Source organism: Rhodospirillaceae bacterium, from assembly GCA_028819475.1.
In the GTDB taxonomy this organism is placed as follows: Bacteria; Pseudomonadota; Alphaproteobacteria; order Bin65; family Bin65; genus Bin65.
This window is the reverse complement of record JAPPLJ010000020.1, coordinates 78,662-100,099: the sequence shown is the minus strand read 5'-3', so window position 1 is coordinate 100,099 and position 21,438 is coordinate 78,662. Positions and strand designations below refer to the sequence as shown.

The window sequence follows — 21,438 nt, the reverse complement described above, 5'->3', positions numbered from 1 at the left end:
TCCCGATAGTCAACGAATATTTCTGTTGACTTGCGCTTCGCTAAGTGATTCCGTCGCGCCATGTACCTCATGCGCATCTTGCTGAACAAGCTGCGGGCGCTCGTTCTGCCGTTCATCGCGCTGCTGTGCCTGGGCTATCTCGGCTACCACACGGTCCACGGCGATCGCGGCCTGCAGGCCTGGATCGGCCTGTCGGACCGGCTCGATGCGCTGAAGCGCGAAAGGGCGGATCTCCAGGCGCAGCACAGCTGGCTGCGGCACAAGGCAAGCCTGCTGCAGCAGGACAGGCCCGACGCCGACATGCTGGACGAGGCGCTGCGCCGCAGCCTCTATCTCGGCCGCAGGGACGAGATCGTCATCCGTTACCGCGAGCCGCTGCCGTCCGACTGATTTGATTCCGGTCAATGCAGCGGCCGGCCGGACCATCGCATATCTTCCGCACCCGCCATCCCCGCCCGGGAACCGGCGCGCGGAATTTTTTGCCTTGTGGCGCGGCGGCGTTCGCTCCATCTAATGGGATCCGGCCCGCTTTCGGGCGACTCGTACAACCAGTCCGTAGAGGTAGACCGTGCCCAACGACGCCGCCGCGGAAACCGGGTCCGCAACCCGCGACGAGCTGCTTTCCTGGTATCGCGACATGCTGCTGATCCGGCGCTTCGAGGAGAAGGCCGGCCAGCTTTACGGCATGGGCCTGATCGGCGGCTTCTGCCATCTCTATATCGGCCAGGAAGCGGTCGTGACCGGGATGCAAGCGGCGATCCGGGACGGCGATTCGGTGATCACCGCCTATCGCGACCACGGCCACATGCTGGCCTGCGGCATGGACCCGAAAGGGGTGATGGCCGAGCTGACCGGCCGCATCGGCGGCTATTCCAAGGGCAAGGGCGGCTCCATGCACATGTTCAGCCTGGAAGAGCGCTTCTACGGCGGCCACGGCATCGTCGGCGCCCAGGTGCCACTCGGCACCGGCGTCGCCTTCGCCCACAAATATTCCGGCGACGGCGGCGTCTGCCTGACCTATTTCGGCGACGGCGCGACCAATCAGGGCCAGGTCTACGAGAGCTTCAACATGGCCGAACTCTGGAGCCTGCCGGTCGTCTACGTGATCGAGAACAACAAGTACGGCATGGGCACCTCGGTCGAGCGGGCGTCGTCGACCATCGACCTGCATCAGCGTGGCGCGGCCCACGGCATTCCGGGCGAAGCGGTCGACGGCATGGACGTGCTGGCGGTCAGGGCCGCCGGGGAAAAGGCGGTCGCCCACGCCCGCAAGGGCAACGGCCCTGTCATCCTGGAGATGGTGACCTATCGCTATCGCGGCCATTCCATGTCCGACCCGGCGAAATACCGTTCGCGCGAGGAAGTCCAGAAAATGCGCGAGGAGCGCGACCCGATCGAGCGGGTCAAGGCGATGCTGTCGGCCGACGGCGCCGCGGAGGACGATCTGAAGGCGATCGACCGGGACATCCGCGCCATCGTCAACAATGCGGCGGAGTTCGCCCAGAACAGCCCGGAGCCCGACCCCGCCGAACTTTATACCGACGTGCTGGCGGCCTGATGCGTTGCCGCCCGCACGATAGCGCTGTTCCGGGGAGCTTCCATGCCGATTGAAGTGCTGATGCCGGCCCTGTCGCCGACCATGGAGGAGGGCACGCTGGCGCGCTGGCTGGTCGCGGAAGGCGACCGCGTTGCGCCCGGCGACGTCATCGCCGAGATCGAGACCGACAAGGCGACGATGGAGGTCGAGGCGGTCGAGGAAGGGACCGTCGGCCGGATCGAGGTTGCGGAAGGCGCCGAAGGGGTCAAGGTGAACACGGTCATTGCCTGGCTGCTCGAAGAGGGCGAGGACGCATTGGCCATAGGCGTCGCCGGGGCGGCGGAACCGGCGCCTGCCGCGGCCGAACCTGCCGCGACGCCGGAACCCGCCGCCGACCCTGCGCCGCCGGCGCCTGCGCCCGCCGCATCGCAGCCGCCTACTCCGGAAATCGCCGAGGCGGACTATTCCGGCGAAACGAAAGAGGTCACCGTCCGCGAAGCGCTGCGCGACGCCATGGCCGAGGAAATGCGCCGCGACGGGCAGGTTTTCCTGATGGGCGAGGAGGTCGCCGAGTATCAGGGCGCCTACAAGGTGAGCCAGGGACTGCTCGACGAATTCGGCGCCGGGCGGGTGATCGACACGCCGATCACCGAGCACGGCTTCACCGGCCTGGGCACCGGCGCGGCCTTTGCCGGGCTGCGCCCGATCGTCGAGTTCATGACCTTCAACTTCGCCATGCAGGCGGTCGACCACATCATCAATTCGGCGGCCAAGACGCGCTACATGTCGGGCGGGCAGGTCTCGGCGCCCATCGTGTTCCGCGGCCCCAACGGCGCGGCCGCCCGGGTCGCCGCCCAGCACAGCCAGGAGTTTTCCAGCTGGTACGCCCATTGCCCGGGCCTCAAGGTCGTCGCGCCCTGGTCGGCGGCGGACGCCAAGGGCCTGCTCAAGGCCGCAATCCGCGACGACGATCCGGTCGTCTTCCTGGAAAACGAAATCCTCTACGGCCGCAGCGGCGAAGCGCCGACCGATCCTGAGCGCATCGTCCCCATCGGCAAGGCGAACGTGGTCCGCGAGGGAACGGACGTTACGATTGTCAGCTTCTCGCTGATGATGGAGACGGCGCTGGCGGCGGCGGAGATGCTGGACAATGACGGGATCGCCGCCGAAGTGATCGACCTGCGCACGATCCGGCCACTCGATACCGCGACAATCGTTGCGTCGGTAAAAAAGACCAACCGGCTGGTCTCGGTCGAGGAGGGCTGGCCCTTCGCCGGCATCGGGGCTGAGTTATGCGCGGTGGCGATGGAGCAGGCGTTCGACGATCTGGATGCGCCGGTGGCGCGGGTGTGCGGCGCCGACGTGCCGATGCCCTATGCCGCCAATCTCGAGAAACTGGCGTTGCCGGATGCCGAACGGGTCGCGCAGGCGGCCCGCGCGGTTTGCTACGCCGATTGAGCCGGGCCGGATAGAGGAACGGGGGAGCGCCGGATATGCCGATCCCAATAACGATGCCGGCCCTGTCGCCAACCATGGAGGAGGGCACGCTCGCCCGCTGGCTCAAGCAGGAGGGCGACGCCGTCAGCCCCGGCGACGTCATTGCCGAGATCGAGACCGACAAGGCGACCATGGAGGTCGAGGCGGTCGACGAAGGCGTGCTCGGCCGGATCGTCGTGGCGGAGGGCACGGAAGGCGTGAAGGTCAACGCCACCATCGCCTGGCTGCTCGAAGAGGGCGAGGACGCCGGCGCTCTGCCAGCCGACGGCGGGGAAGGCGCCGCACCGGCGGCGGAGCCTGCGCCTGCCGCGCCTGAACCCGCAGCGCCCGAACCGGAAGCGGCCGAATCGGAAGCGGCCGAACCGGAAGCGGCCGAACCGGAAGCGGCCGTGCAGCCGGAAAGCTCGCCCGCCGCCGAAGCTCCGGCAGCCGAAGCGCCGGCGCCCGAAGCGCCCGTCGCCGCGCCTGCGCCGGCGCCCGGGGAGGACGGTCGCATCGCCGCCAGTCCGTTGGCCCGGCGCATGGCGAAACAGGCCGGGCTGGATCTTGCCGCCGTCGCCGGCAGCGGCCCGCACGGCCGGGTCGTCAAGCGGGATATCGAGCAGGCGCTGGCGGCCGGCGCGCCCGCCGCCGAAGCGCCCGCGGCTCCGGCTCCGGCCGCAGCCTCTGTCGCGGCGCCGGCCCGTCCGGCAGTGTCCGCCGCAGGCCCGGAAGATCGTGAGATCCCGCACAGCAATGTCCGCAAGGTGATCGCCCGGCGGCTCAGCGAGGCCGACCGCGACATCCCGCAAATCTACCTCTCGGTGGACATGGAGATCGACCGGCTGCTCGCCGCCCGCAAGGACATCAACGAGGCGTTGGACGGGAGGGCCAAGGTCTCGGTCAACGACATGGCGATCAAGGCGGCGGCGCTCGCCCTGCGCCAGGTGCCGGCGGTCAACGCGCAATGGACCGAGACGGCGATCGTACAGCTCGGCGCGGTCGATATCTCGGTGGCGGTCGCTTACGAAGGCGGCCTGATCACGCCCATTATCTTCGACGCCGACAGCAAGGGGTTGGCGCAGATTGCGAACGAGATGAAGGATCTGGCCGGCCGCGCCCGCGAGGGCCGGCTCAAGCCGGAGGAATACCAGGGCGGCAGCTTCACGGTGTCGAATCTCGGCATGTACGGCGTCGGCCATTTCACCTCGATCGTCAATCCGCCCCAGGCCGCGATCCTGGCGGTCGGCGCCGGCGCGCAGAAGGTCGTCGTGCGCGACGGCGAGATGGCGGTCGCGACGGTCATGACCTGCACGCTCACCTGCGACCACCGGGTCATCGACGGCGCGCTCGGCGCGCAATGGCTGCAGGCCTTCAAGGGCTTCGTCGAGCGGCCGCTCAGCATGTTGGCCTGACGGTCCCTCCCCAGCGGCTCGTCCCCAGCGTCGCCGTAACCCGAACCGGTGGTGAAGAGCGCCATGGCCGACACATCCGATACCAGTTTCGATCTCATCGTCGTCGGCGGCGGGCCGGGCGGCTATGTCGCGGCGATCCGCGCGGCGCAACTCGGCCTGAACACGGCGCTGGTCGAGCGCGAGCATCTCGGCGGCATCTGCCTCAACTGGGGCTGCATCCCGACCAAGGCGCTGTTGCGCACGTCGGAGGTCTACCACCTGATGCAGCATGCCGGCGATTTCGGCCTGTCGGCGGACAATGTCGCCTTCGATATCGGCAAGGTGGTCAAGCGCTCGCGCAAGGTCGCCGCCCGGCTCAACGCCGGCGTGAAGCACCTGATGAAGAAGAACAAGGTGACGGTGTTCGACGGCCACGGCCGGCTGGCCGGCAAGGGCAGGCTCGCCGTTCTGAAGGATGGCAAGGAAACCGCCACCCTGTCGTCGCCGCACATCGTCCTCGCCACCGGCGCCCGGGCGCGCACCCTGCCGGGCTTGGAGCCGGACGGTGCGGACATCTGGACCTACAAGGAAGCCATGGTGCCGGAGAGCTTCCCGAAATCCCTGCTGGTCGTCGGCAGCGGCGCCATCGGCATCGAGTTTGCCAGCTTCTACCGCACGCTCGGCGCTGAGGTGACGGTGGTCGAGATGCTCGACCGCATCCTGCCCGTCGAGGACGCGGAAATTTCGGCCTTCGTGCGAAAGGCGGTCGAGAAGCAGGGCATGAAGGTCCTGACCGGCGCCACGGTCGCCGGGCTCGAGAAAGGCCCAAACGGAAACGGGGACGGCATTGCGGCGACGGTCGAGAGCGGCGGGAGCACGCAGACGATGACGGTCGAGAAGGTCATCCTCGCCATCGGCATTACCGGCAATGTCGAGGAACTCGGCCTGGAGGACACCGCCGTTGCGGTCGACCGCGGCCACATCCGGATCGGCCCGTGGGGCGAGACCGGCGAGCCCGGCGTTTACGCCATCGGCGACGTCGCCGGCCCGCCCTGGCTGGCCCACAAGGCGAGCCACGAGGGCATTATCTGCGTCGAGAAGATCGCCGGCGTCCCGGACGTGCATCCGCTCGACACGAGCCTCATTCCCGGCTGCACCTATTGCCATCCCCAGGTCGCCAGCGTCGGCCTGACCGAGGCGGCGGCGGTCGAGGCCGGCCACGAGGTCCGGGTCGGGCGCTTCCCCTTCGCCGGCAACGGCAAGGCGATCGCGCTCGGCGACGACCAGGGGCTGGTCAAGACCGTGTTCGACGCCGGGACCGGCGAACTGCTCGGCGCGCACATGGCCGGGCCGGAGGTCACCGAGCTGATCCAGGGCTATGGCATCGCCAAGACCCTCGAGACGACCGAGGCCGACCTGATGCACACCGTCTTCCCGCATCCGACGCTCTCGGAAATGATGCACGAAGCCGTCCTCGACGCCTACGGCCGCGTCGTGCATTTCTGAAGGGGCGCGGCGCAGGCGGGTGCCAACGGTACGGCGCGGCCCCGCAATACCCGCTGCATGGGACCGATTGTCGGTTTGAGGCGCGGCGGCGCGGCCGGTATATGCCGGGTCGCGGCTTGGCGTCCGTACGACCCGCCGCTTCTGCCGCGACTTCGATGCGCGACATTGACGGGGGATCCATCCGCATGGCGATGACGATCGGGATTCCGAAGGAAGTCCACAAGGGCGAGATGCGCTGCGCCGCCACGCCGGATACGGTGGCGCAGATCGTCAAGCTGGGCTTCGCCGTGACCGTGGAGAGCGGCGCCGGCAAGGCCGCCAAGTTCCCGGACGCCCTGTATCGCGAGGCCGGCGCTGCGATCGGCACGTCGGCGCAGGACATCTGGCGATCGGACATCGTCATGAAGGTGCGCCCGCCGGCGGACCATCCGAAGGAGGGCGTGCACGAGGCCGACCTGCTGAAGGAGGGCGGCACGCTGATCGGTTTCGTCTGGCCGGCCCAGAACGAAGCCCTGATGGACCGGCTGGCGGCGCGCAACGCGACCGTGCTGGCGATGGATTCCGTGCCGCGCATCTCGCGCGCGCAGAAGCTGGATGCGCTCAGTTCCATGGCCAATATCGGCGGCTACCGGGCGATCGTCGAGGCGGCGAGCCATTTCGGCCGCTTCTTCACCGGCCAGATCACCGCCGCCGGCAAGGTGCCGCCCGCCAAGGTCATGGTGATCGGCGCCGGCGTCGCCGGCCTCGCCGCCATTGGCGCGGCGGTCAGCCTGGGCGCCATCGTCCGCGCCTTCGACACGCGGCCCGAGGTCAAGCAGCAGGTCGAGAGCATGGGCGCCGAATTCCTCGAACTGGATTTCGAGGAGGAGGGCAGCGGCGCGGGCGGTTACGCCAAGGTCATGTCCAAGGAATTCATCGAGGCCGAGATGGCGCTGTTCGCCGAGCAGGCGAAGGAGGTCGACATCATCGTCACCACGGCGCTGATCCCCGGCAAGCCTGCCCCGAAGCTGATCACCGCCGACATGGTGAAATCCATGACGGACGGCAGCGTGATCGTCGACCTGGCGGCCGAGCAGGGCGGCAACTGCGAACTGACCGAGCCGGACAGGGTGGTGACGAAGCACGGCGTCACCCTCATCGGCCACACCGACCTGCCGAGCCGCCTGCCGACCCAGTCGAGCCAGCTTTACGGCACCAACCTGCGCCACCTGCTCAGCGACCTGACGCCGGAGAAGGACGGCGTCATTAACGTCGACATGGACGACGAGGTGATCCGCGGTACCACGGTGATCAAGGACGGCGCGGTCACCTGGCCGCCGCCGGCGCCGAAACTCTCCGCCGCGACGCCCGCCGCCAAACCGAAGGAACCGCCGGCCAAGATCGGGCCGAAGCAGCTGACGGTGCGCGAGAAGGCGATCCGCGCCGCCGTCCTGCTCGTGATCAGCGGCATCGCGCTCGCCTTCGTCGGGGCCTTCGCGCCGCCGTCCTTCCTGAACCACTTTACGGTGTTCGTGCTGGCGGTCTTCGTCGGCTTCCAGGTGATCTGGAACGTCACGCCGGCGCTGCACACGCCGCTGATGAGCGTCACCAACGCGATCAGCGGCATCATCGTGGTCGGCGCGCTGGTCCAGCTCGGCAGCGGCTCGACCCTCGTGCTGGCGCTGGCCGCCGTCGCCTGCCTGATCGCCACTATCAACATTTTCGGCGGCTTCCTGGTCACCCAGCGGATGCTGCAGATGTTCCGGAAGAGCTGACGCCATGGCGACCGGTCTGATTGCCGTCTCCTATATCGGCGCCGCCGTCCTGTTCATCCTCAGCCTGGGCGGGCTGAGCAACCAGGAAACCTCCCGGCGCGGCAACGTCTACGGCATCGTCGGCATGGCGATCGCCATGGTGGCGACCATCGTGGCGGTGTTCCTCGACGTTGCCGATGTCGAGGTGCCGCTGATGATCCTCGTCCCGACCATGATCGTCGGGGCGATCATCGGCATTTCGGTGGCGTTGAAGGTCGAGATGACCCAGATGCCGCAGCTGGTCGCCATCCTGCACAGTTTCGTCGGGCTGGCGGCGGTGCTGATCGGCATCGGCAGCTACGTGGATCCGGCGACGGCCGAGCATTACAAGGGCGTCGAGAAGACGATTCACGACGTCGAGATCTATCTCGGCGTCTTCATCGGCGCGATCACCTTCACCGGCTCGGTCATCGCCTTCGGCAAGCTCCAGGGCTCGATCTCCGGCAAGCCGCTGATGCTTCCCGGCCGGCACCTGCTGAACCTCGCCGGCATTATCGTGTCGCTGGTCCTGATGGGTCTCTTCCTTGCTGCGGACACCGTCCCCGACGGCCTGTGGCCGCTGCTGGTCATGACCGCCATCGCTTTCGTCATCGGCGCGCATCTGGTCATGGCGATCGGCGGGGCGGACATGCCGGTCGTCGTCTCGATGCTGAACAGCTATTCCGGCTGGGCCGCCGCGGCGACCGGCTTCATGCTCTCCAACGACCTGCTGATCGTCACCGGCGCCCTGGTCGGCTCATCCGGTGCGATCCTGAGCTACATCATGTGCCGCGCCATGAACCGGCATTTCGTTGCCGTGATCCTGGGCGGCTTCGGCACCTCCGGCGGTTCGGCGGCGGCGGACGAGGGCGGCGAGGTGGTGCCGACCTCGGTCGAGGAAACCGCGGCCATGCTGGGCGACGCGAAAGAGGTCATCATCGTGCCGGGCTACGGCATGGCGGTCGCCCAGGCCCAGGGCACGATCAGCGAGATCACCAACCGGCTGCGCGGCAAGAATATCAACGTGCGCTTCGGCATCCATCCGGTCGCCGGCCGCCTGCCGGGGCACATGAACGTGCTGCTCGCCGAGGCCAGGGTGCCCTACGACATCGTTCTGGAAATGGACGAGATCAACGAGGATTTCACGCAGACCGACGTGGTGCTCGTCATCGGCGCCAACGACATCGTCAACCCGGCGGCCCAGGAGGATCCGAACAGCCCGATCGCCGGTATGCCGGTGCTCGAGGTCTGGCAGGCGAACACTGTCGTCGTCTCCAAGCGCAGCATGGCGACCGGCTATGCCGGCGTCGACAACCCGCTGTTCTACAAGGAGAACACGCGGATGCTGTTCGGCGACGCCAAGGACAGTTTCGACGAGGTGCTGAAGAGCCTGTAGCTCAGGCGGCGCGCCCGCTCTCCCTCAGGCAGTCGTAGTCGTCCGGCCGGGCATCCTCGATCCCGGTCAGCAGCAGCGCGTCGCGGGCCGGGCCGGGGAGGTCGGCGACGGCCCGGCGAAGCGCCTCGCCGACGCGCGCGACCTCTTCGGCGCTGCGGCGGTTGCCGGTAATGAAGGGAAGGCTCGGATAGTCCGGCGACCGGCCTATTTCCTTCAGGTCGCCGGCTGCCGGCTCGTGGCGCAGCGCCAGCGCCCAGGCGACGCAGTCGATAGCGGCGATATCCGCCGTGCCGCCGGCGACGGCCCGGATCGACCCGCGATGGGTGCCGGTGAGCCGGACGGCGCCGAAGAAGCCGTCGAGGGTTTCGCCGTCCGGCAGCGAATCGATCAGCGCCGCCCAGCCGGATTGCGAGGTTTCGCCGTTGCAGGCGGCGACGGCGCCGCGGAAATCGCCCAGGCGCGTCCGCCCGTCCGTGCTCCGCGCGACCAGGATGCTGCAATAGCGCCCCGGCCCGGCGCCCGCCGCGTCATAGGTCGGGCGGCCGAGCAGCGCCACCCGGCCGGCGAGGCCGTTGACATAGGGCCGGCCGCAGGTCTGGCCGACCAGCAGGTCCGGCGAAATCCAGGCGTCGCCGGCCGGCGTCGTCCGGTCGAGGCGGTCCGGCGCGTCGATGCCGAGCGCCGCCAGGTTTGCGGCGATGGCGGCCCACAGGGCGTCGGTCCCGGCCCGGACCTCGGGCCAGTCGTACATCGGGAGCTGGGCAAGTCCCGGCATGGCGGCGTTCAACCGGATGGCGCGGATGGTGTTTCCGGCATCGCGCCAGGATGCACTGCCGGTTCCTTGGGCGCCAGCAGGTAGCGCCGGATCACGGCGCCGTAAGACGGATAGGCATAGCCGTCGTTGAGGCGCAAAATCCGCTCGCGCTCGCGGCGGTACAACGCCGGCAGCTGGTACCAGGCGACTTCCGGCTGCGCATGATGCAGGGCGTGCAAGTGGTTGTTCAGGAACAGGAATCCGAGCAGTCCGCCGCGCTCGATAATGACGCTGCGTTCGCGGAACGGCGCGACGGCCCGGTGTTCGAGAAAGGTACGGATCGAGAGGACCGAAAGCGCCGCATAGCAGGCAAGGGCGTAGAGCCAGAGCGGGATGCCGCCGACGAGGACGACGAGGGCGAGCACGGCGGGCACGGTCGCCAGATGGGCCAGCCAGGCGCGCAGGATGCGGCGGTCGCCCCGCGCGATGGCGCGCAGGTCGTGGCGCAGCAGGCCCAGGGTGAAGAACAGCGGCGCGATCAGCATCCGGCCGGCCAGGCACCGGTTAGCCTGCAGGATGCCGCGCCGCACCGGCCCGTAGCGTTGCCAATCCTCCGGCCGCACATAGTAGCTCTCCGGGTCGGCGAGCGGTTCGGTCAGGTCGGGCGTGGCGTGGTGCGCCAGATGGGTATCGGCGAAGCGGCCGTAGGGCAGGTACAGGCCCAGCCCCGGCGCGCCGAGCAGGTCGTTCAGCCGCCGGTCGCCGAACGGGTGGCCGTGCATGATCTCGTGCTGGAGGGAGGAGTGCAGCACGAGCACCGGGATCATCAGCAGCGCCGCCGCCGTCGCGCCGATCAAGGGCGTCGCGGCCAGCAGGCCTACCCAGGCGCCGTAGACGCCCGCCGCTACCGCCACCGTCGGCCATTCCATCCGGCGCGCCAAGAAACCGCTCCTGCTCGATTTGGGTGCACGCACAATAAAATCGATGCCCGGAACGGTGCAATTTGTGTTTATCGATGGAATTATGGATTATTGTAACGCGTACGCAATTTTTGTTATTTTGCACAACAGCTCGAAAGTCTGCCGAACCGCGCCATGATCGACAAACGCGACCTCTCCCGGGTCTTCCAGGACCGCGTCTCGCTCCTGATCGAACGGTCGGGCGGCAATCTCAGCCGGTTCGCCGGCAACGCCGGCGTCGACCGCTCGGCGCTGACCCAGTTTCTCTCCGCCGGTTCGACCCGGCTGCCGCGGGCCGAGACCCTGGCCCGGCTGGCCGAGGCCAACGGCGTGACCCTCGACTGGCTGCTCGGCCTGAGCCAGGACGAGGCGACGGTCGCGGAGGTGGCGCCGGCGCTCACGGTCGAGCAGGCCGAGGGCCCGGCCGACGAGGAGCGGTTCTGGACCTGGTATCGGGAGGCCCTCGGCTACAAGATCCGCTATGTGCCGTCGACCGTGCCCGACCTGCTGCGCCACGAGATGGTGACCGGGTTCGAATTCCGCTTCCGCGGCCGCTCGCAGATCGAGGCGCGCCGGTCGCTGAGCCAGCGCCAGCTCGACTATTCGCGACGGCCGGAAACCGATATCGAGGTCTGCATGCCGTGGCAGACCCTCGATAACATCGCGCGGGGGGAGGGGATCTGGGCCGAGCTCGATCCGGCGATCCGCGCCGAACAGATCGCCCTCGTCGCCGACCGGCTGGAGGAGTTGTATCCGACCTTCCGCCTGTTCCTGTTCGACGGCCGCCGCGAGTTCGCCGTGCCGCAGACCATCTACGGCCCGCTGCGCGCCGCCGTCTTCCTCGGCCGGGCCTATCTGGTGATCACCCGGACGGAGCAGGTCCGGGCGCTGACCGTCCAGTTCGACACCCTGATCCGCAACGCCGATATCGGCCCCGACCGCGCCGCCCGCTGGGTCAGGGAACGCTGGGGAAATTGACGGCGTTACGGCCGGGCGACAACGCCGCCATTGACCGGCCGGACGGCGCGCGGATAGTGCGCGGCACGACAATCAAACCGGCGGCGCGGCGCATCATGTTGGACAAGACCTACCGGCCCGAAACCGTGGAAGGCCGGCAATACGAACGCTGGGAAGCGGCGGGCGCCTTCCGGGCCGATCCCGAGGCCGGCGGCGAACCCTACGCCATCATGATCCCGCCGCCCAACGTCACCGGCAGCCTGCATCTCGGCCACGCCTTCAACAACACGATCCAGGACATCCTGATCCGCTTCCACCGGATGCAGGGCCGCAACGTGCTGTGGCAGCCGGGCACCGACCATGCCGGCATCGCGACCCAGATGGTCGTCGAACGGATGCTGGCGGAGCAGGGCGTCGCCCTCGACCGCGGCGTCCCGCAGAAGGACAGCAACACCGGGACGATCGGCCGCGAAGCCTTCATCGAAAAGGTCTGGGCCTGGCGGGAGGAATCCGGCGGCACGATCCTGAAGCAACTGCGCCGGCTGGGCGCGACCTGCGACTGGGCGCGCGAGCGCTTCACCATGGACGAGGGCCTGTCCCGCGCCGTGTTGCGCGTCTTCGTGCAGCTCTACAAGGAAGGCCTGATCTACCGGGACAAGCGGCTGGTCAACTGGGACCCGAAATTCCACACGGCGATCTCGGACCTGGAGGTCGAACAGCGCGAGGTCGACGGCCATCTCTGGCATCTGCGCTATCCGGTCGAGGGCGAAGAGGGCCGGTATATCGTCGTGGCGACGACCCGGCCGGAGACCATGCTGGGGGACACCGCCGTCGCCGTGCATCCGGAGGACGACCGCTATCGCGACCTGGTCGGCAAGCACGCGATCCTGCCGCTGGTCGGGCGGCGCCTGCCGATCGTGGCCGACGACTATGCCGATCCGGAGCAGGGCAGCGGCGCAGTCAAGATCACCCCGGCGCACGATTTCAACGATTTCGAGGTCGGCCAGCGCCACGGGCTGGACATGGTCAACATTCTCGACGCCGACGCCCGGATCAACGACAACGCGCCGGAGGCCTATTGCGGCCTCGACCGGTTCGAGGCGCGCCGCCGGATCGTAGCCGATCTCGAAGCGCAGGGCCTGCTGGAGCAAATCGAAGACCACCGGCACAGCGTGCCCCACGGCGACCGTTCGGGGGTGCCGCTGGAGCCCTATCTGACCGACCAGTGGTTCGCCGATGCCGGGACGCTCGCGAAACCCTGTATCGAAGCGGTCGAGGACGGCCGGACGACGTTCGTCCCGGAGCAGTTTTCCCGGGTCTATTTCCAGTGGATGCGCAACATCCAGCCCTGGTGCATCTCGCGCCAGCTCTGGTGGGGTCATCAAGTGCCGGTCTGGTACGGCCCGGACGGCGAAATCTTCGTCGAGGAGGCCGAGGAAGAGGCGCAGGCCGCGGCCGATGCGCATTACGGCGCGCCGACGGCGCTAAGGCGAGACACCGACGTGCTCGATACCTGGTTCTCGTCCGCGCTCTGGCCCTTCTCCACCCTGGGCTGGCCCGACGAGACGCCGGAACTGGCGCGCTACTATCCCGGCAGCGTGCTGGTCACCGGCGAGGACATCATCTTCTTCTGGGTCGCCCGGATGATGATGATGGGCATGCATTTCATGCGCGACGGGGAGGGCGCGGGCCGGGTGCCCTTCGCCGATGTCTACATCCACGGGCTGGTGCGCGACGGCAAGGGGCAGAAATACTCCAAGTCCAAGGGCAACGTGGTCGATCCCGTCGACCTGATGGACAAATACGGCGCCGACGCCCTGCGCTTCACCCTGGCGTCGCTTGCGGTGCAGGGGCGGGACATCAAGCTCGCCGAGAGCCGGATCGCCGGCTACCGCAACTTCGCGACCAAGATCTGGAACGCCGCGCGCTTCTGCGAGATGAACGAGGCGGCCTACGGGCCGGATTTCGACCCGGCGGCCAACGAGAGCCGGGTCAACCGCTGGATCGTCAGCCAGCTTGCGCAGCTCGAACCGCGGGTCAAGGCGGCCATCGAGGGTTACCGATTCAACGAGGCGGCGCACGAACTCTACCAGTTCGTCTGGCACAGCTACTGCGACTGGTATCTCGAATTCGCCAAGCCGCTGCTGCAGTCGGACGACCCGGCGGTACTGGCCGAGACTCGGGCGACCGCCCTGTGGACGCTCCATAAGGCGCTGACCATGCTGCATCCCTTCATGCCGTTCCTGACCGAGGAACTGTGGGAGCAAACGGGCCCCGGAAGCAGCCATAAGGGCGGCAGCCTGCTGATCGCCGCCGACTGGCCGGCCATCGACGGCGCGCTGATCGACGATGCCGCCGACGGCGAACTCGGCTGGCTCGTCGAAATCATCTCGCGCATCCGGGCGGTGCGCGGCGAGATGAACGTGCCGCCCGGCGCGAAAATTCCGCTGATCCTGAAAGGCGCATCGGCCGGGACCCGGGATCGCGTCGCCGCGCACCGCGCCCTGATCGACCGGCTTGCGCGCCTGTCGGACATCCGCTTCGGCGACGCCGTGCCGCCCGGCTCGATCCAGGACGTCGTCGGCGAGGCGACCGTCGTCCTGCCGCTCGCCGATGTCATCGACCTGGACCGGGAAAAGGCCCGGTTGCGCAAGGAGATCGGCCGGGCCGACGGCGAGATCGCGAAGATCGACAAAAAGCTGTCGAACCGGGGCTTTCTCGCCAAGGCGCCGCCGGACGTGGTCGAGGAAAACCGGGAGCGCCGGGACGAGGCCGACCGCGCCCGGGCGAAGCTGTCCGAGGCGCTGAAACGCCTGGAAGCCGCCTGAGGGCCGGGGCGGCGGTTCCGGCAGCCCGTCAATTCAGAGAATCGCTCTAGTGGCCGGCCGTCCGATGAATCTTCGAAATTCCGTCATTGCCGCCCTGCGCGCAGCCGCCGACCCGGTGAGGGCGCCGCAGCAGCAGGCATACATGAAATCCGACATGCCCTATTTCGGCGTCAGCGTGCCGCACTGCCGGCGCATCGTCGCTGCCGTGTTCAGGGCGCACCCGCTGCCCGACGCCGACGCCTGGGAGGCGGCGATTCTCGACCTGTGGCGCCGGGCCGCCCACCGCGAGGAACGCTACGCGGCGATCGGGCTTTTACACTTCAAGCGCTACTCGCACTGGCTGGAGCCGGCGAGGCTTCCCATGGTCGAAGAGTTGGTGGTTACCGGCGCGTGGTGGGACTATGTGGACGCGATCGCGAACCGGGGCATGGGGGCCATGCTTGCCGCCCATCCCCGCCCGGTGACGGCTGTGCTGCGCGAATGGGCCGAGGACGACGACATCTGGAAACGGCGGACCGCGATCCTCGCCCAGCTTCGGGCCAAGAGCGAGACGGATACGGCGCTGCTGGCCGACGCGATCCGGCCGTCCATCGGCGACCCGGAGTTCTTCCTGCGCAAGGGTATCGGCTGGGCGCTGCGCGAGTATTCCAAGACCGACCCGGCCTGGGTCCTGGCGTTCGTCGCAGCGAATCCCGGGCTTTCCGTCCTGAGCCGGCGCGAAGCGCTCAAGCACCTGGAGCGCAGGAACCGGAACGCCCGCCGGTCCGGCCCCGCCGCTCCGGCCTGAATCCGCGGCGACACCCCTGATTTTTCCGGAACAGCGACGATCGGGTGCCGATATGACTCCGACAATCCCTTCGCGCATGGCGGCCGTTCAACTGGTCGGCCACGGCGGCCTCGACAAGCTGCACTACCGCACCGACGTTCCCGTGCCGGCGCCCGGCCCCGGCGAGGTGCTCATCGAAGTCGGTGCCGCGGGCGTCAACAATACCGACATCAACACGCGCATCGGCTGGTATTCGAAATCCGTCGGCGATGCGACGGATGCGGGCGGCGCCGGCGGGTTCGACGAGGTCGACGCCGCAGACGCCGGCTGGTCGGGCGCCGCGCTGGAATTTCCCCGCATCCAGGGCGCCGATTGCTGCGGCCGGATCGTGTACACGGGGGAAGGCGTGGACCGGAACCGCATCGGCGAGCGCCTCATCGTCCGCAGCATGATGCGCAGCCCGGTCGGCCATCGCCCGTTCGAATGCTGGACCTTCGGCTCGGAGTGCGACGGCGCGTTCGCGCAATACGCCACGGCGCCCGCCGCCGAAGCCTACAGGGTCGACTGCGACTGGTCGGACGCGGAACTGGCGTCGATCCCGTGCGCTTACTCGACGGCGGAAAACCTGCTGCACCGGGCCTCGGTCGGGGCGGAGCGGGTGCTCGTGACCGGCGCGTCGGGCGGCGTCGGGTCGGCGGCAGTGCAGCTCGCGAAACGGCGTGGCGCCGATGTCGTCGCTGTGGCAAGCGCGGCGAAAGCAGACGCGCTGCGAGCCATCGGGGCTGACGAAGTCGTCGATCGCCGGGCCGATCTGGTGGCCGCGGTCGGGCGGGACAGTGTCGACGCGGTTGTCGATCTCGTCGCCGGGCCGTCCTGGCCGGGGTTGCTCGATATTCTGCGGCGCGGCGGGCGGTATGCGACGGCCGGCGCGATCGCCGGGCCGCTGGTCGAGCTCGACGTGCGGACGCTCTACCTCAAGGACCTGACGCTGCTCGGCTGCACTTTCCAGGAAGATGCGGTGTTCGAGAACCTGGTTTCCTACATCGAGCGCGGCGAAATCCGCCCGCTGGTCGCAAAGACGTTCCCGTTGAGCGACATCCGCCGGGCACAGGAGGAATTCCTCGCCAAGACCTTCGTCGGCAAGCTCGTCCTCATCCCGCCGGGGTGATTGCTCTGCCAGAGTGGCACTGACCGAATCCCCCTCCCCTTGGGGGAGGGGCTAGGGGAGGGGTCGTTCGGCAGCGCGCCAACGTCGGTACCGTCAAGGATTCGACCGCCGCATACCCCTCCCCCTAAGGGGAGGGGGGATTCCAGATGCGCATTTCTCTTTCGCGGAGCAATCCCCGAATAGGGAACGGCCCGCCTTCGTTCAGCCGCCGGCGCCGGTCTTCCGCACGGCGATGACCCATCCGGTCACGCCGGTGCCCCGGATATGCTCGCCATGCTCCTCGGCCAGCCGGTCGATCCGGCCGTCCGCGGCGAGCGCGTTCAATTTGGCAGTCAGGGCGCCGTCTTCGTAGAAATGCTCGTTCAGGCCGATCACGAGCGGCGCGCCGGGCGACACGATCCGCAGAATTTCGTCCAGACACTCCGGCTGGATGTGGCCGAAGCCGAAGACGCCCACGGCGACGGCCGCATCGTAGGCGCCGTCGGTCGCATCGAGGGGCGGCGTATTCAGGTCCGCACCGAACAGCCGGCGGTAGAAGCCGGTCCCGCGCGCTTTCTCCAGCATGCCGGCGGAAAAGTCGCAGCCGTCGATGACGCCGTAGCCGGCTTCGGCCAGGGCCGCGCCGGACAGGCCGGTCCCGCAGCCGATATCGAGGATTTCGGCCCGGCGGTCCGTCAGGTAGCGCGCCAGCATTTCGGCGCAGCGAAGCGGCTGGGCGTAGCCGTTCTCCTCGATCAGTTCGGTGTCGTAAGACGCCGCCCAGCGATCGTACATATCGCGGACCTCGACGGGATCGTGCACCTGATAGACGGTCTTGAGGAAACGGCCGTTCCGCGGCGTGTCGACCATGCCAAATTCTCCCTTTGCTCCGGCAGGTTCAGCCTGAGGCCACCGGCGCCTTGCGGATGGCGACGGCCCAGCCGGTCATGCCCGCCGAGTTGATATGGTCGCCATGTTCGTCGGCAAGCCGTTCGATCCGGCCGGCGGAGACGAGGGCGTCCAGCTTCCGCGCCAGCGTGCCTTCGGCGTAGAAATCCGCGTTCACGCCGATAACCAGGGGCGCGCCGGGCGCGAGCAGGCGCAGGATTTCGTCCAGCGCGTCGGGATGGATCAGGCTGAAGCTGAAGACGCCGACGGCAACGGCCGCACCATAGGCGCCGTCACGGACCCCGAGCGGCGGCCGGTTCAGGTCGGCCTCGAACAGCCGCCGGTAGATGCCGCGCTCCTGCGCCTTCTCCAGCATACCCGGCGTCAGGTCGCAGCCGTCGACGGCGCGGTAGCCGGTCTCTGCGAGGACGGCGCCGACCAGTCCGGTACCGCAGCCGACATCGAGGATCGCCGTGCCGCGGTCCGGCAGGAAACGGGACAGCATTGCGGCGCTGCGGCGCGGCTGGACATAGTCGTGATCCCCGGTCAGCTCGGCGTCGTAGGTCTCCGCCCACTCCGAGTAGAATTGGCGCGTTTCGGCAATCGTGCGCACGTCGTGGGCGCGCTTCAGGAAGGTGCCTTCTTCGGCGATGTAGGACATGTGGATTTCTCCTCCGTTCCGGCTATCCTAGCGGCGCGGCGCCACTTTGCCATCGCGCGAATGGATGCGCTTCCCCTGCGTTGAACATTGAACAAGGAGACCGACGGTGGACCGGGAAACCCTGGACCGGCTCGCCCTGCGCGACCTGATCGAGAACTGGGTGCTCTGGCGCGACGCCGGCGACTGGGAGCGCTTCCGCACCGTCTGGCACCCCGACGGCATGATGATGGCGACCTGGACCCAGGGTACCGGCGACGAATTCATCGCCATGAACAGGGCGGGCTGGGAACGCGGCGTCAGCATCCTGCATTTCCTCGGCGGCACGTCGGTCGAGCTGAACGGCGACCGCGCGGTCTGCCAGACCAAGATGACGATCTCCCAGCGCGCCGAGGTCCACGGCGTCCTCGTCGACGTCGTCTGCACCGGCCGCTTCTGCGACTTCATCGAGCGGCGCGGCGGCCGTTGGGGCTTTGTCCTGCGCCAGCCGATCTACGAAAAGGACCGGATGGACCCGGTCGATCCGGCGGCGACCGTCGCGCTCGATCCCGAAGTCCTGGCGCGGTTTCCGGCGGGATACCGCCATCTCGCCTATCTCCAGACGCAGATCGGCTACGACGTCAAGCGCGACATGCCGGGGCTCAGGGGGCCGGAGGTCGAACGGCTCTACGCCTGCGGCAAGGCCTGGCTGGACGGCGGGCCGCTCGACTGGCTGCGCTGAGCCGGCCCGGCTAGGGAAACAGCGGCGCCTGCTCCAGCCCGGCGGTTTCGGGCAGGCCGAACATCAGGTTGACGTTCTGGATCGCCTGCCCGGAAGAGCCCTTGACCAGATTGTCGAGCGTCGAGACCAGGATCGCCCGGCCGGGCAGCCGGTCGGCATAGACCTGCAACAGGACATGGTTCGAGCCGCGGACGTGGCGCGTCGCCGGCGCCATGCCCTCCGGCGCGACATGGACGAAGGGCTCGTTCGCATAGCGCGCTTCGAGGCAGGCCCTGAGGTCCGCAGCGGTCGTGCCGCCGCTCAGCCGGACATAGGTCGTCAGCAGCTCGCCCCGGTTCATCGGCATCAGGTGCGGCGTGAAATTGACCAGCACCTCGCGGCCGGCGGCGAGCGACACTTCCTGCTCGATCTCCGGCGCGTGCCGGTGGCTTGCGACGCCGTAGGGGTGGATGCCCTCGGCGACCTCGCAGAACAGCGTGCCTTCCTTGAGGCCGCGCCCGGCGCCGGACGTGCCGGACTTGGCGTCGATCACGATATCGGCCGGGTCGATAAGGCCGGCGCCGACCACCGGCAGGATCAGCAGCAGGGCGGCGGTCGGATAGCAGCCGGGGCAGGCGACGAGCCGGGCTTCGGCAACGGCGTCCCGATAGTATTCGGTCAGGCCGTAGACCGCTTCCGGCTGCAGCTGCGGCGCGCGATGGGCGTGGCCGTACCACTCGGCATAGGTCCCGATATCGCGGAGCCGGAAATCGGCCGACATATCGGCGATTTTCAGATGGCCGGGCAGGCCGGCGATAATCTCCTGGGTCGTGCCGTGGGGCAGGCCGCAGACGACGACGTCGCAGGCGTCCCAGTCGGCCTCCGCGACGGTCACCAGATCCGGCAGATCGACTTTGCCGGTTTGGGGGCCGAGATGCGGGAACACCGCCTGCATCGGCTTGCCGGCGTGCCGGTCGGCCGTCATCAGCGTAATGCGGAGGTTCGGGTGGGTCATCGCGAGGCGCACGAGATCGGCGCCGGTGTAGCCGCTTGCGCCGAGGACGCCGACCCTGATCTCGCCTGTGCTCATGACATCGACCCGTATTCCGCGCGCCCGCCGATATTTCGGCCCATTCCCGTTCGCGCCAAACTGCTGTAGGTGGGCAGCGAACTAGTCAGACGCCGCCCGAGGTCCAGAAGGCTTAATGGCCCGTCTCTCCGAAACCCTGACGATCGCCCGCTCGGCGAACGACCTGTCCGTGTTCATGCGCGCGCTGTTCTACCAGCCGCATTTCCGCATTCTGAACGACGACGGCTGGGCCTTTCACGTCAAGGAAAATGTCGGCCTGCTCGGCCGCCTGTTCCGCAATCCCTCTGAGTTCGCGGTGTTCCTGCGCGAGAGCGAGGACGATCCGGAGAACGAGACCAGCGTCGAAATGCACGCCTACATGTTCGGCTTCGGCCCGATCCCGAAGATCACGCTGCGCAAGCGGATGGATACGCTGCGCGGCTATGTCGAGCATGTCGCGACCCAGCCCCTGCCGGAAGGGGCGGAGGAGGACGAGAACGGGGACTGATTGCGGGCTGCCGGGCGCCGGGATCGCAGCAGCGCCCCGATGCCGCCTAGCGCTTCGAGAACTGGAAGCTGCGGCGGGCCTTGGCCTTGCCGTATTTCTTGCGCTCGACGACGCGGCTGTCGCGGGTCAGGAAGCCGCCCTTCTTCAGGACCGGCCGCAGCCCCGGCTCGAAATTCGCCAGCGCCTTGGAAATGCCGTGGCGCACCGCGCCGGCCTGGCCGCTGAGGCCGCCGCCCGAGACCGTGGCCATGACGTCGAACTGGTCGCGGCGGTCCGCCGCCTCGAAGGGCTGGTTCATCACCATGCGCAGGGTGGCGCGGGCGAAATAAATCTCGGCGTCGCGGCCGTTGACGTTGACCCGTCCGGCTCCCGGCTTGATCCAGACCCGGGCGACGGCGTCCTTGCGCTTGCCGGTCGCGTAAGCCCGGCCCTGGGCGTCCAGTTTCGGTTCGTCCGGTCTGCCGGCGTCTTCCGCCGCCGCGGCCGCACCCGTCGGCAGCAGGGAGGCCAGGGTCGCCGCCGCCTTGTCCAGGTCGCTCAACTGTTCGCCGCTGCCCGTGTCTTCGGGGCCGGCAGCTTCGGCGGCGGTTTCTTCGGCAGCGGTTTCGGCGGTTTCGGCGGTTTCGGTTGCGCTCATCGGGTCGCAGCCTCTCTGTTCTTGGGCCTGTTCTTGCGGTTGCGCGCGCCCAGGTCGAGCGCCTCGGGCTGCTGCGCTTCATGGGGATGGTCGGCGCCGGCATAGACGCGCAGGTGGGAAAACTGCTGGCGGCCCAGCGGCCCGCGCGGCAGCATGCGCTGCACGGCCTTCAGGATCGCCCGCTCGGGGTGCCTGCCTTCCAGAATCTGTTCCATCGTGCGGCTCTTGATGCCGCCGGGATACCCGGTGTGCCAGTAGATGCGCTTGCCGGCCCGCTTGTTGCCGGTCAGGTGGATCTTTTCGGCGTTGACGACGACGACGTGGTCGCCGCAATCCATGTGCGGGGTGTAGGTGGTCTTGTGCTTGCCGCGCAGCAGGTCGGCCACCTCGACGGCGAGCCGGCCGAGCACCAGGTCCTTGGCGTCGATCAGCCACCATTTCTTCTCGATGTCGGACGGCGTTGCCGAGTAGGTTTTCATCGGGCTG

20 protein-coding genes are annotated in these 21,438 nt (G+C 68.3%); 13 read left to right on the top strand and 7 right to left on the bottom strand.

The genetic code is table 11. The annotated features are described in order from the left end of the window. The first annotated feature begins 60 nt into the window (after positions 1-60). From OXM58_04940 to pntB, 7 genes are all read left to right on the top strand, one after another. Positions 61-390 (top strand): septum formation initiator family protein, encoded by a 330-nt coding sequence (locus tag OXM58_04940; protein ID MDE0147696.1) that lies wholly within the window; start codon positions 61-63, stop codon positions 388-390. A 178-nt stretch (positions 391-568) separates the two neighbouring features. Then, positions 569-1,558 (top strand): pyruvate dehydrogenase (acetyl-transferring) E1 component subunit alpha, encoded by a 990-nt coding sequence (gene pdhA / locus OXM58_04935; protein ID MDE0147695.1) that lies wholly within the window; start codon positions 569-571, stop codon positions 1,556-1,558. 42 nt (positions 1,559-1,600) lie between these two features. Next, positions 1,601-2,995 (top strand): pyruvate dehydrogenase complex E1 component subunit beta, encoded by a 1,395-nt coding sequence (locus OXM58_04930; protein MDE0147694.1) that lies wholly within the window; start codon positions 1,601-1,603, stop codon positions 2,993-2,995. A gap of 35 nt (positions 2,996-3,030) precedes the next feature. Further along, complete coding sequence (locus OXM58_04925; protein ID MDE0147693.1) at positions 3,031-4,428, top strand: pyruvate dehydrogenase complex dihydrolipoamide acetyltransferase; 1,398 nt, start codon at positions 3,031-3,033, stop codon at positions 4,426-4,428. A 63-nt stretch (positions 4,429-4,491) separates the two neighbouring features. Beyond that, positions 4,492-5,913: a dihydrolipoyl dehydrogenase gene (lpdA, locus tag OXM58_04920; GenBank protein ID MDE0147692.1), complete on the top strand. Its 1,422-nt coding sequence runs from the start codon at positions 4,492-4,494 to the stop codon at positions 5,911-5,913. Positions 5,914-6,098: 185 nt separating this feature from the next. Beyond that, entirely contained in the window at positions 6,099-7,667 is a 1,569-nt protein-coding gene (locus tag OXM58_04915; protein ID MDE0147691.1) for a Re/Si-specific NAD(P)(+) transhydrogenase subunit alpha, read from the top strand. A gap of 4 nt (positions 7,668-7,671) precedes the next feature. Continuing rightward, complete coding sequence (gene pntB, locus OXM58_04910) at positions 7,672-9,081, top strand: Re/Si-specific NAD(P)(+) transhydrogenase subunit beta (protein ID MDE0147690.1); 1,410 nt, start codon at positions 7,672-7,674, stop codon at positions 9,079-9,081. Position 9,082: 1 nt separating this feature from the next. Here the strand turns inward: pntB and OXM58_04905 are convergent, their stop codons facing one another. Beyond that, positions 9,083-9,856, bottom strand: coding sequence for a PhnD/SsuA/transferrin family substrate-binding protein (locus OXM58_04905; protein MDE0147689.1), 774 nt, complete (start codon positions 9,854-9,856; stop codon positions 9,083-9,085). Between the two features lie 8 nt (positions 9,857-9,864). Next, a complete protein-coding gene (locus tag OXM58_04900; GenBank protein MDE0147688.1) occupies positions 9,865-10,764 on the bottom strand; it encodes a fatty acid desaturase in 900 nt (299 codons plus the stop codon). Positions 10,765-10,929: 165 nt separating this feature from the next. Between OXM58_04900 and OXM58_04895 the strand changes: the two genes are divergently transcribed. From OXM58_04895 to OXM58_04880, 4 genes are all read left to right on the top strand, one after another. After that, complete coding sequence (locus OXM58_04895) at positions 10,930-11,772, top strand: helix-turn-helix domain-containing protein (protein ID MDE0147687.1); 843 nt, start codon at positions 10,930-10,932, stop codon at positions 11,770-11,772. Positions 11,773-11,867: 95 nt separating this feature from the next. Next, on the top strand, positions 11,868-14,579 hold the full coding sequence (locus OXM58_04890) for a valine--tRNA ligase (GenBank protein ID MDE0147686.1): 2,712 nt from the start codon (positions 11,868-11,870) through the stop codon (positions 14,577-14,579). A gap of 64 nt (positions 14,580-14,643) precedes the next feature. Further along, positions 14,644-15,366, top strand: coding sequence for a DNA alkylation repair protein (locus tag OXM58_04885; GenBank protein MDE0147685.1), 723 nt, complete (start codon positions 14,644-14,646; stop codon positions 15,364-15,366). 52 nt (positions 15,367-15,418) lie between these two features. Then, the gene (locus OXM58_04880) at positions 15,419-16,513 is read left to right on the top strand and encodes an alcohol dehydrogenase family protein (GenBank protein ID MDE0147684.1); all 1,095 of its coding nucleotides are present in this window, start codon (positions 15,419-15,421) and stop codon (positions 16,511-16,513) included. Between the two features lie 201 nt (positions 16,514-16,714). Here the strand turns inward: OXM58_04880 and OXM58_04875 are convergent, their stop codons facing one another. Further along, entirely contained in the window at positions 16,715-17,362 is a 648-nt protein-coding gene (locus tag OXM58_04875) for a class I SAM-dependent methyltransferase (GenBank protein MDE0147683.1), read from the bottom strand. Positions 17,363-17,390: 28 nt separating this feature from the next. After that, a complete protein-coding gene (locus OXM58_04870) occupies positions 17,391-18,041 on the bottom strand; it encodes a class I SAM-dependent methyltransferase (protein MDE0147682.1) in 651 nt (216 codons plus the stop codon). A gap of 106 nt (positions 18,042-18,147) precedes the next feature. Between OXM58_04870 and OXM58_04865 the strand changes: the two genes are divergently transcribed. Then, complete coding sequence (locus OXM58_04865; GenBank protein MDE0147681.1) at positions 18,148-18,759, top strand: nuclear transport factor 2 family protein; 612 nt, start codon at positions 18,148-18,150, stop codon at positions 18,757-18,759. 10 nt (positions 18,760-18,769) lie between these two features. Here the strand turns inward: OXM58_04865 and argC are convergent, their stop codons facing one another. Further along, positions 18,770-19,828 (bottom strand): N-acetyl-gamma-glutamyl-phosphate reductase, encoded by a 1,059-nt coding sequence (argC, locus tag OXM58_04860; protein MDE0147680.1) that lies wholly within the window; start codon positions 19,826-19,828, stop codon positions 18,770-18,772. Between the two features lie 115 nt (positions 19,829-19,943). Here argC and OXM58_04855 point away from each other — a divergent pair, with 115 nt between their 5' ends. Next, positions 19,944-20,315, top strand: coding sequence for a hypothetical protein (locus OXM58_04855; GenBank protein ID MDE0147679.1), 372 nt, complete (start codon positions 19,944-19,946; stop codon positions 20,313-20,315). Between the two features lie 46 nt (positions 20,316-20,361). On the opposite strand, the gene rpsI is transcribed toward OXM58_04855, so the two are convergent. Beyond that, positions 20,362-20,757, bottom strand: coding sequence for a 30S ribosomal protein S9 (gene rpsI / locus OXM58_04850; protein ID MDE0147678.1), 396 nt, complete (start codon positions 20,755-20,757; stop codon positions 20,362-20,364). Positions 20,758-20,948: 191 nt separating this feature from the next. Next, positions 20,949-21,431: a 50S ribosomal protein L13 gene (gene rplM / locus OXM58_04845; GenBank protein ID MDE0147677.1), complete on the bottom strand. Its 483-nt coding sequence runs from the start codon at positions 21,429-21,431 to the stop codon at positions 20,949-20,951. Between the last annotated feature and the right edge of the window lie 7 nt (positions 21,432-21,438).

Bases quoted from the DNA above. Each gene is read 5' to 3' on its own strand.
- OXM58_04940 (MDE0147696.1), top strand. From the start codon at position 61: ATGTACCTCATGCGCATCTTGCTGAACAAGCTGCGGGCGCTCGTTCTG.
- OXM58_04930 (MDE0147694.1), top strand. From the start codon at position 1,601: ATGCCGATTGAAGTGCTGATGCCGGCCCTGTCGCCGACCATGGAGGAG.
- OXM58_04925 (MDE0147693.1), top strand. From the start codon at position 3,031: ATGCCGATCCCAATAACGATGCCGGCCCTGTCGCCAACCATGGAGGAG.
- lpdA (MDE0147692.1), top strand. From the start codon at position 4,492: ATGGCCGACACATCCGATACCAGTTTCGATCTCATCGTCGTCGGCGGC.
- OXM58_04915 (MDE0147691.1), top strand. From the start codon at position 6,099: ATGGCGATGACGATCGGGATTCCGAAGGAAGTCCACAAGGGCGAGATG.
- pntB (MDE0147690.1), top strand. From the start codon at position 7,672: ATGGCGACCGGTCTGATTGCCGTCTCCTATATCGGCGCCGCCGTCCTG.
- OXM58_04905 (MDE0147689.1), bottom strand. From the start codon at position 9,856: ATGCCGGGACTTGCCCAGCTCCCGATGTACGACTGGCCCGAGGTCCGG.
- OXM58_04900 (MDE0147688.1), bottom strand. From the start codon at position 10,764: ATGGAATGGCCGACGGTGGCGGTAGCGGCGGGCGTCTACGGCGCCTGG.
- OXM58_04895 (MDE0147687.1), top strand. From the start codon at position 10,930: ATGATCGACAAACGCGACCTCTCCCGGGTCTTCCAGGACCGCGTCTCG.
- OXM58_04890 (MDE0147686.1), top strand. From the start codon at position 11,868: ATGTTGGACAAGACCTACCGGCCCGAAACCGTGGAAGGCCGGCAATAC.
- OXM58_04885 (MDE0147685.1), top strand. From the start codon at position 14,644: ATGAATCTTCGAAATTCCGTCATTGCCGCCCTGCGCGCAGCCGCCGAC.
- OXM58_04880 (MDE0147684.1), top strand. From the start codon at position 15,419: ATGACTCCGACAATCCCTTCGCGCATGGCGGCCGTTCAACTGGTCGGC.
- OXM58_04875 (MDE0147683.1), bottom strand. From the start codon at position 17,362: ATGGTCGACACGCCGCGGAACGGCCGTTTCCTCAAGACCGTCTATCAG.
- OXM58_04870 (MDE0147682.1), bottom strand. From the start codon at position 18,041: ATGTCCTACATCGCCGAAGAAGGCACCTTCCTGAAGCGCGCCCACGAC.
- argC (MDE0147680.1), bottom strand. From the start codon at position 19,828: ATGAGCACAGGCGAGATCAGGGTCGGCGTCCTCGGCGCAAGCGGCTAC.
- OXM58_04855 (MDE0147679.1), top strand. From the start codon at position 19,944: ATGGCCCGTCTCTCCGAAACCCTGACGATCGCCCGCTCGGCGAACGAC.
- rplM (MDE0147677.1), bottom strand. From the start codon at position 21,431: ATGAAAACCTACTCGGCAACGCCGTCCGACATCGAGAAGAAATGGTGG.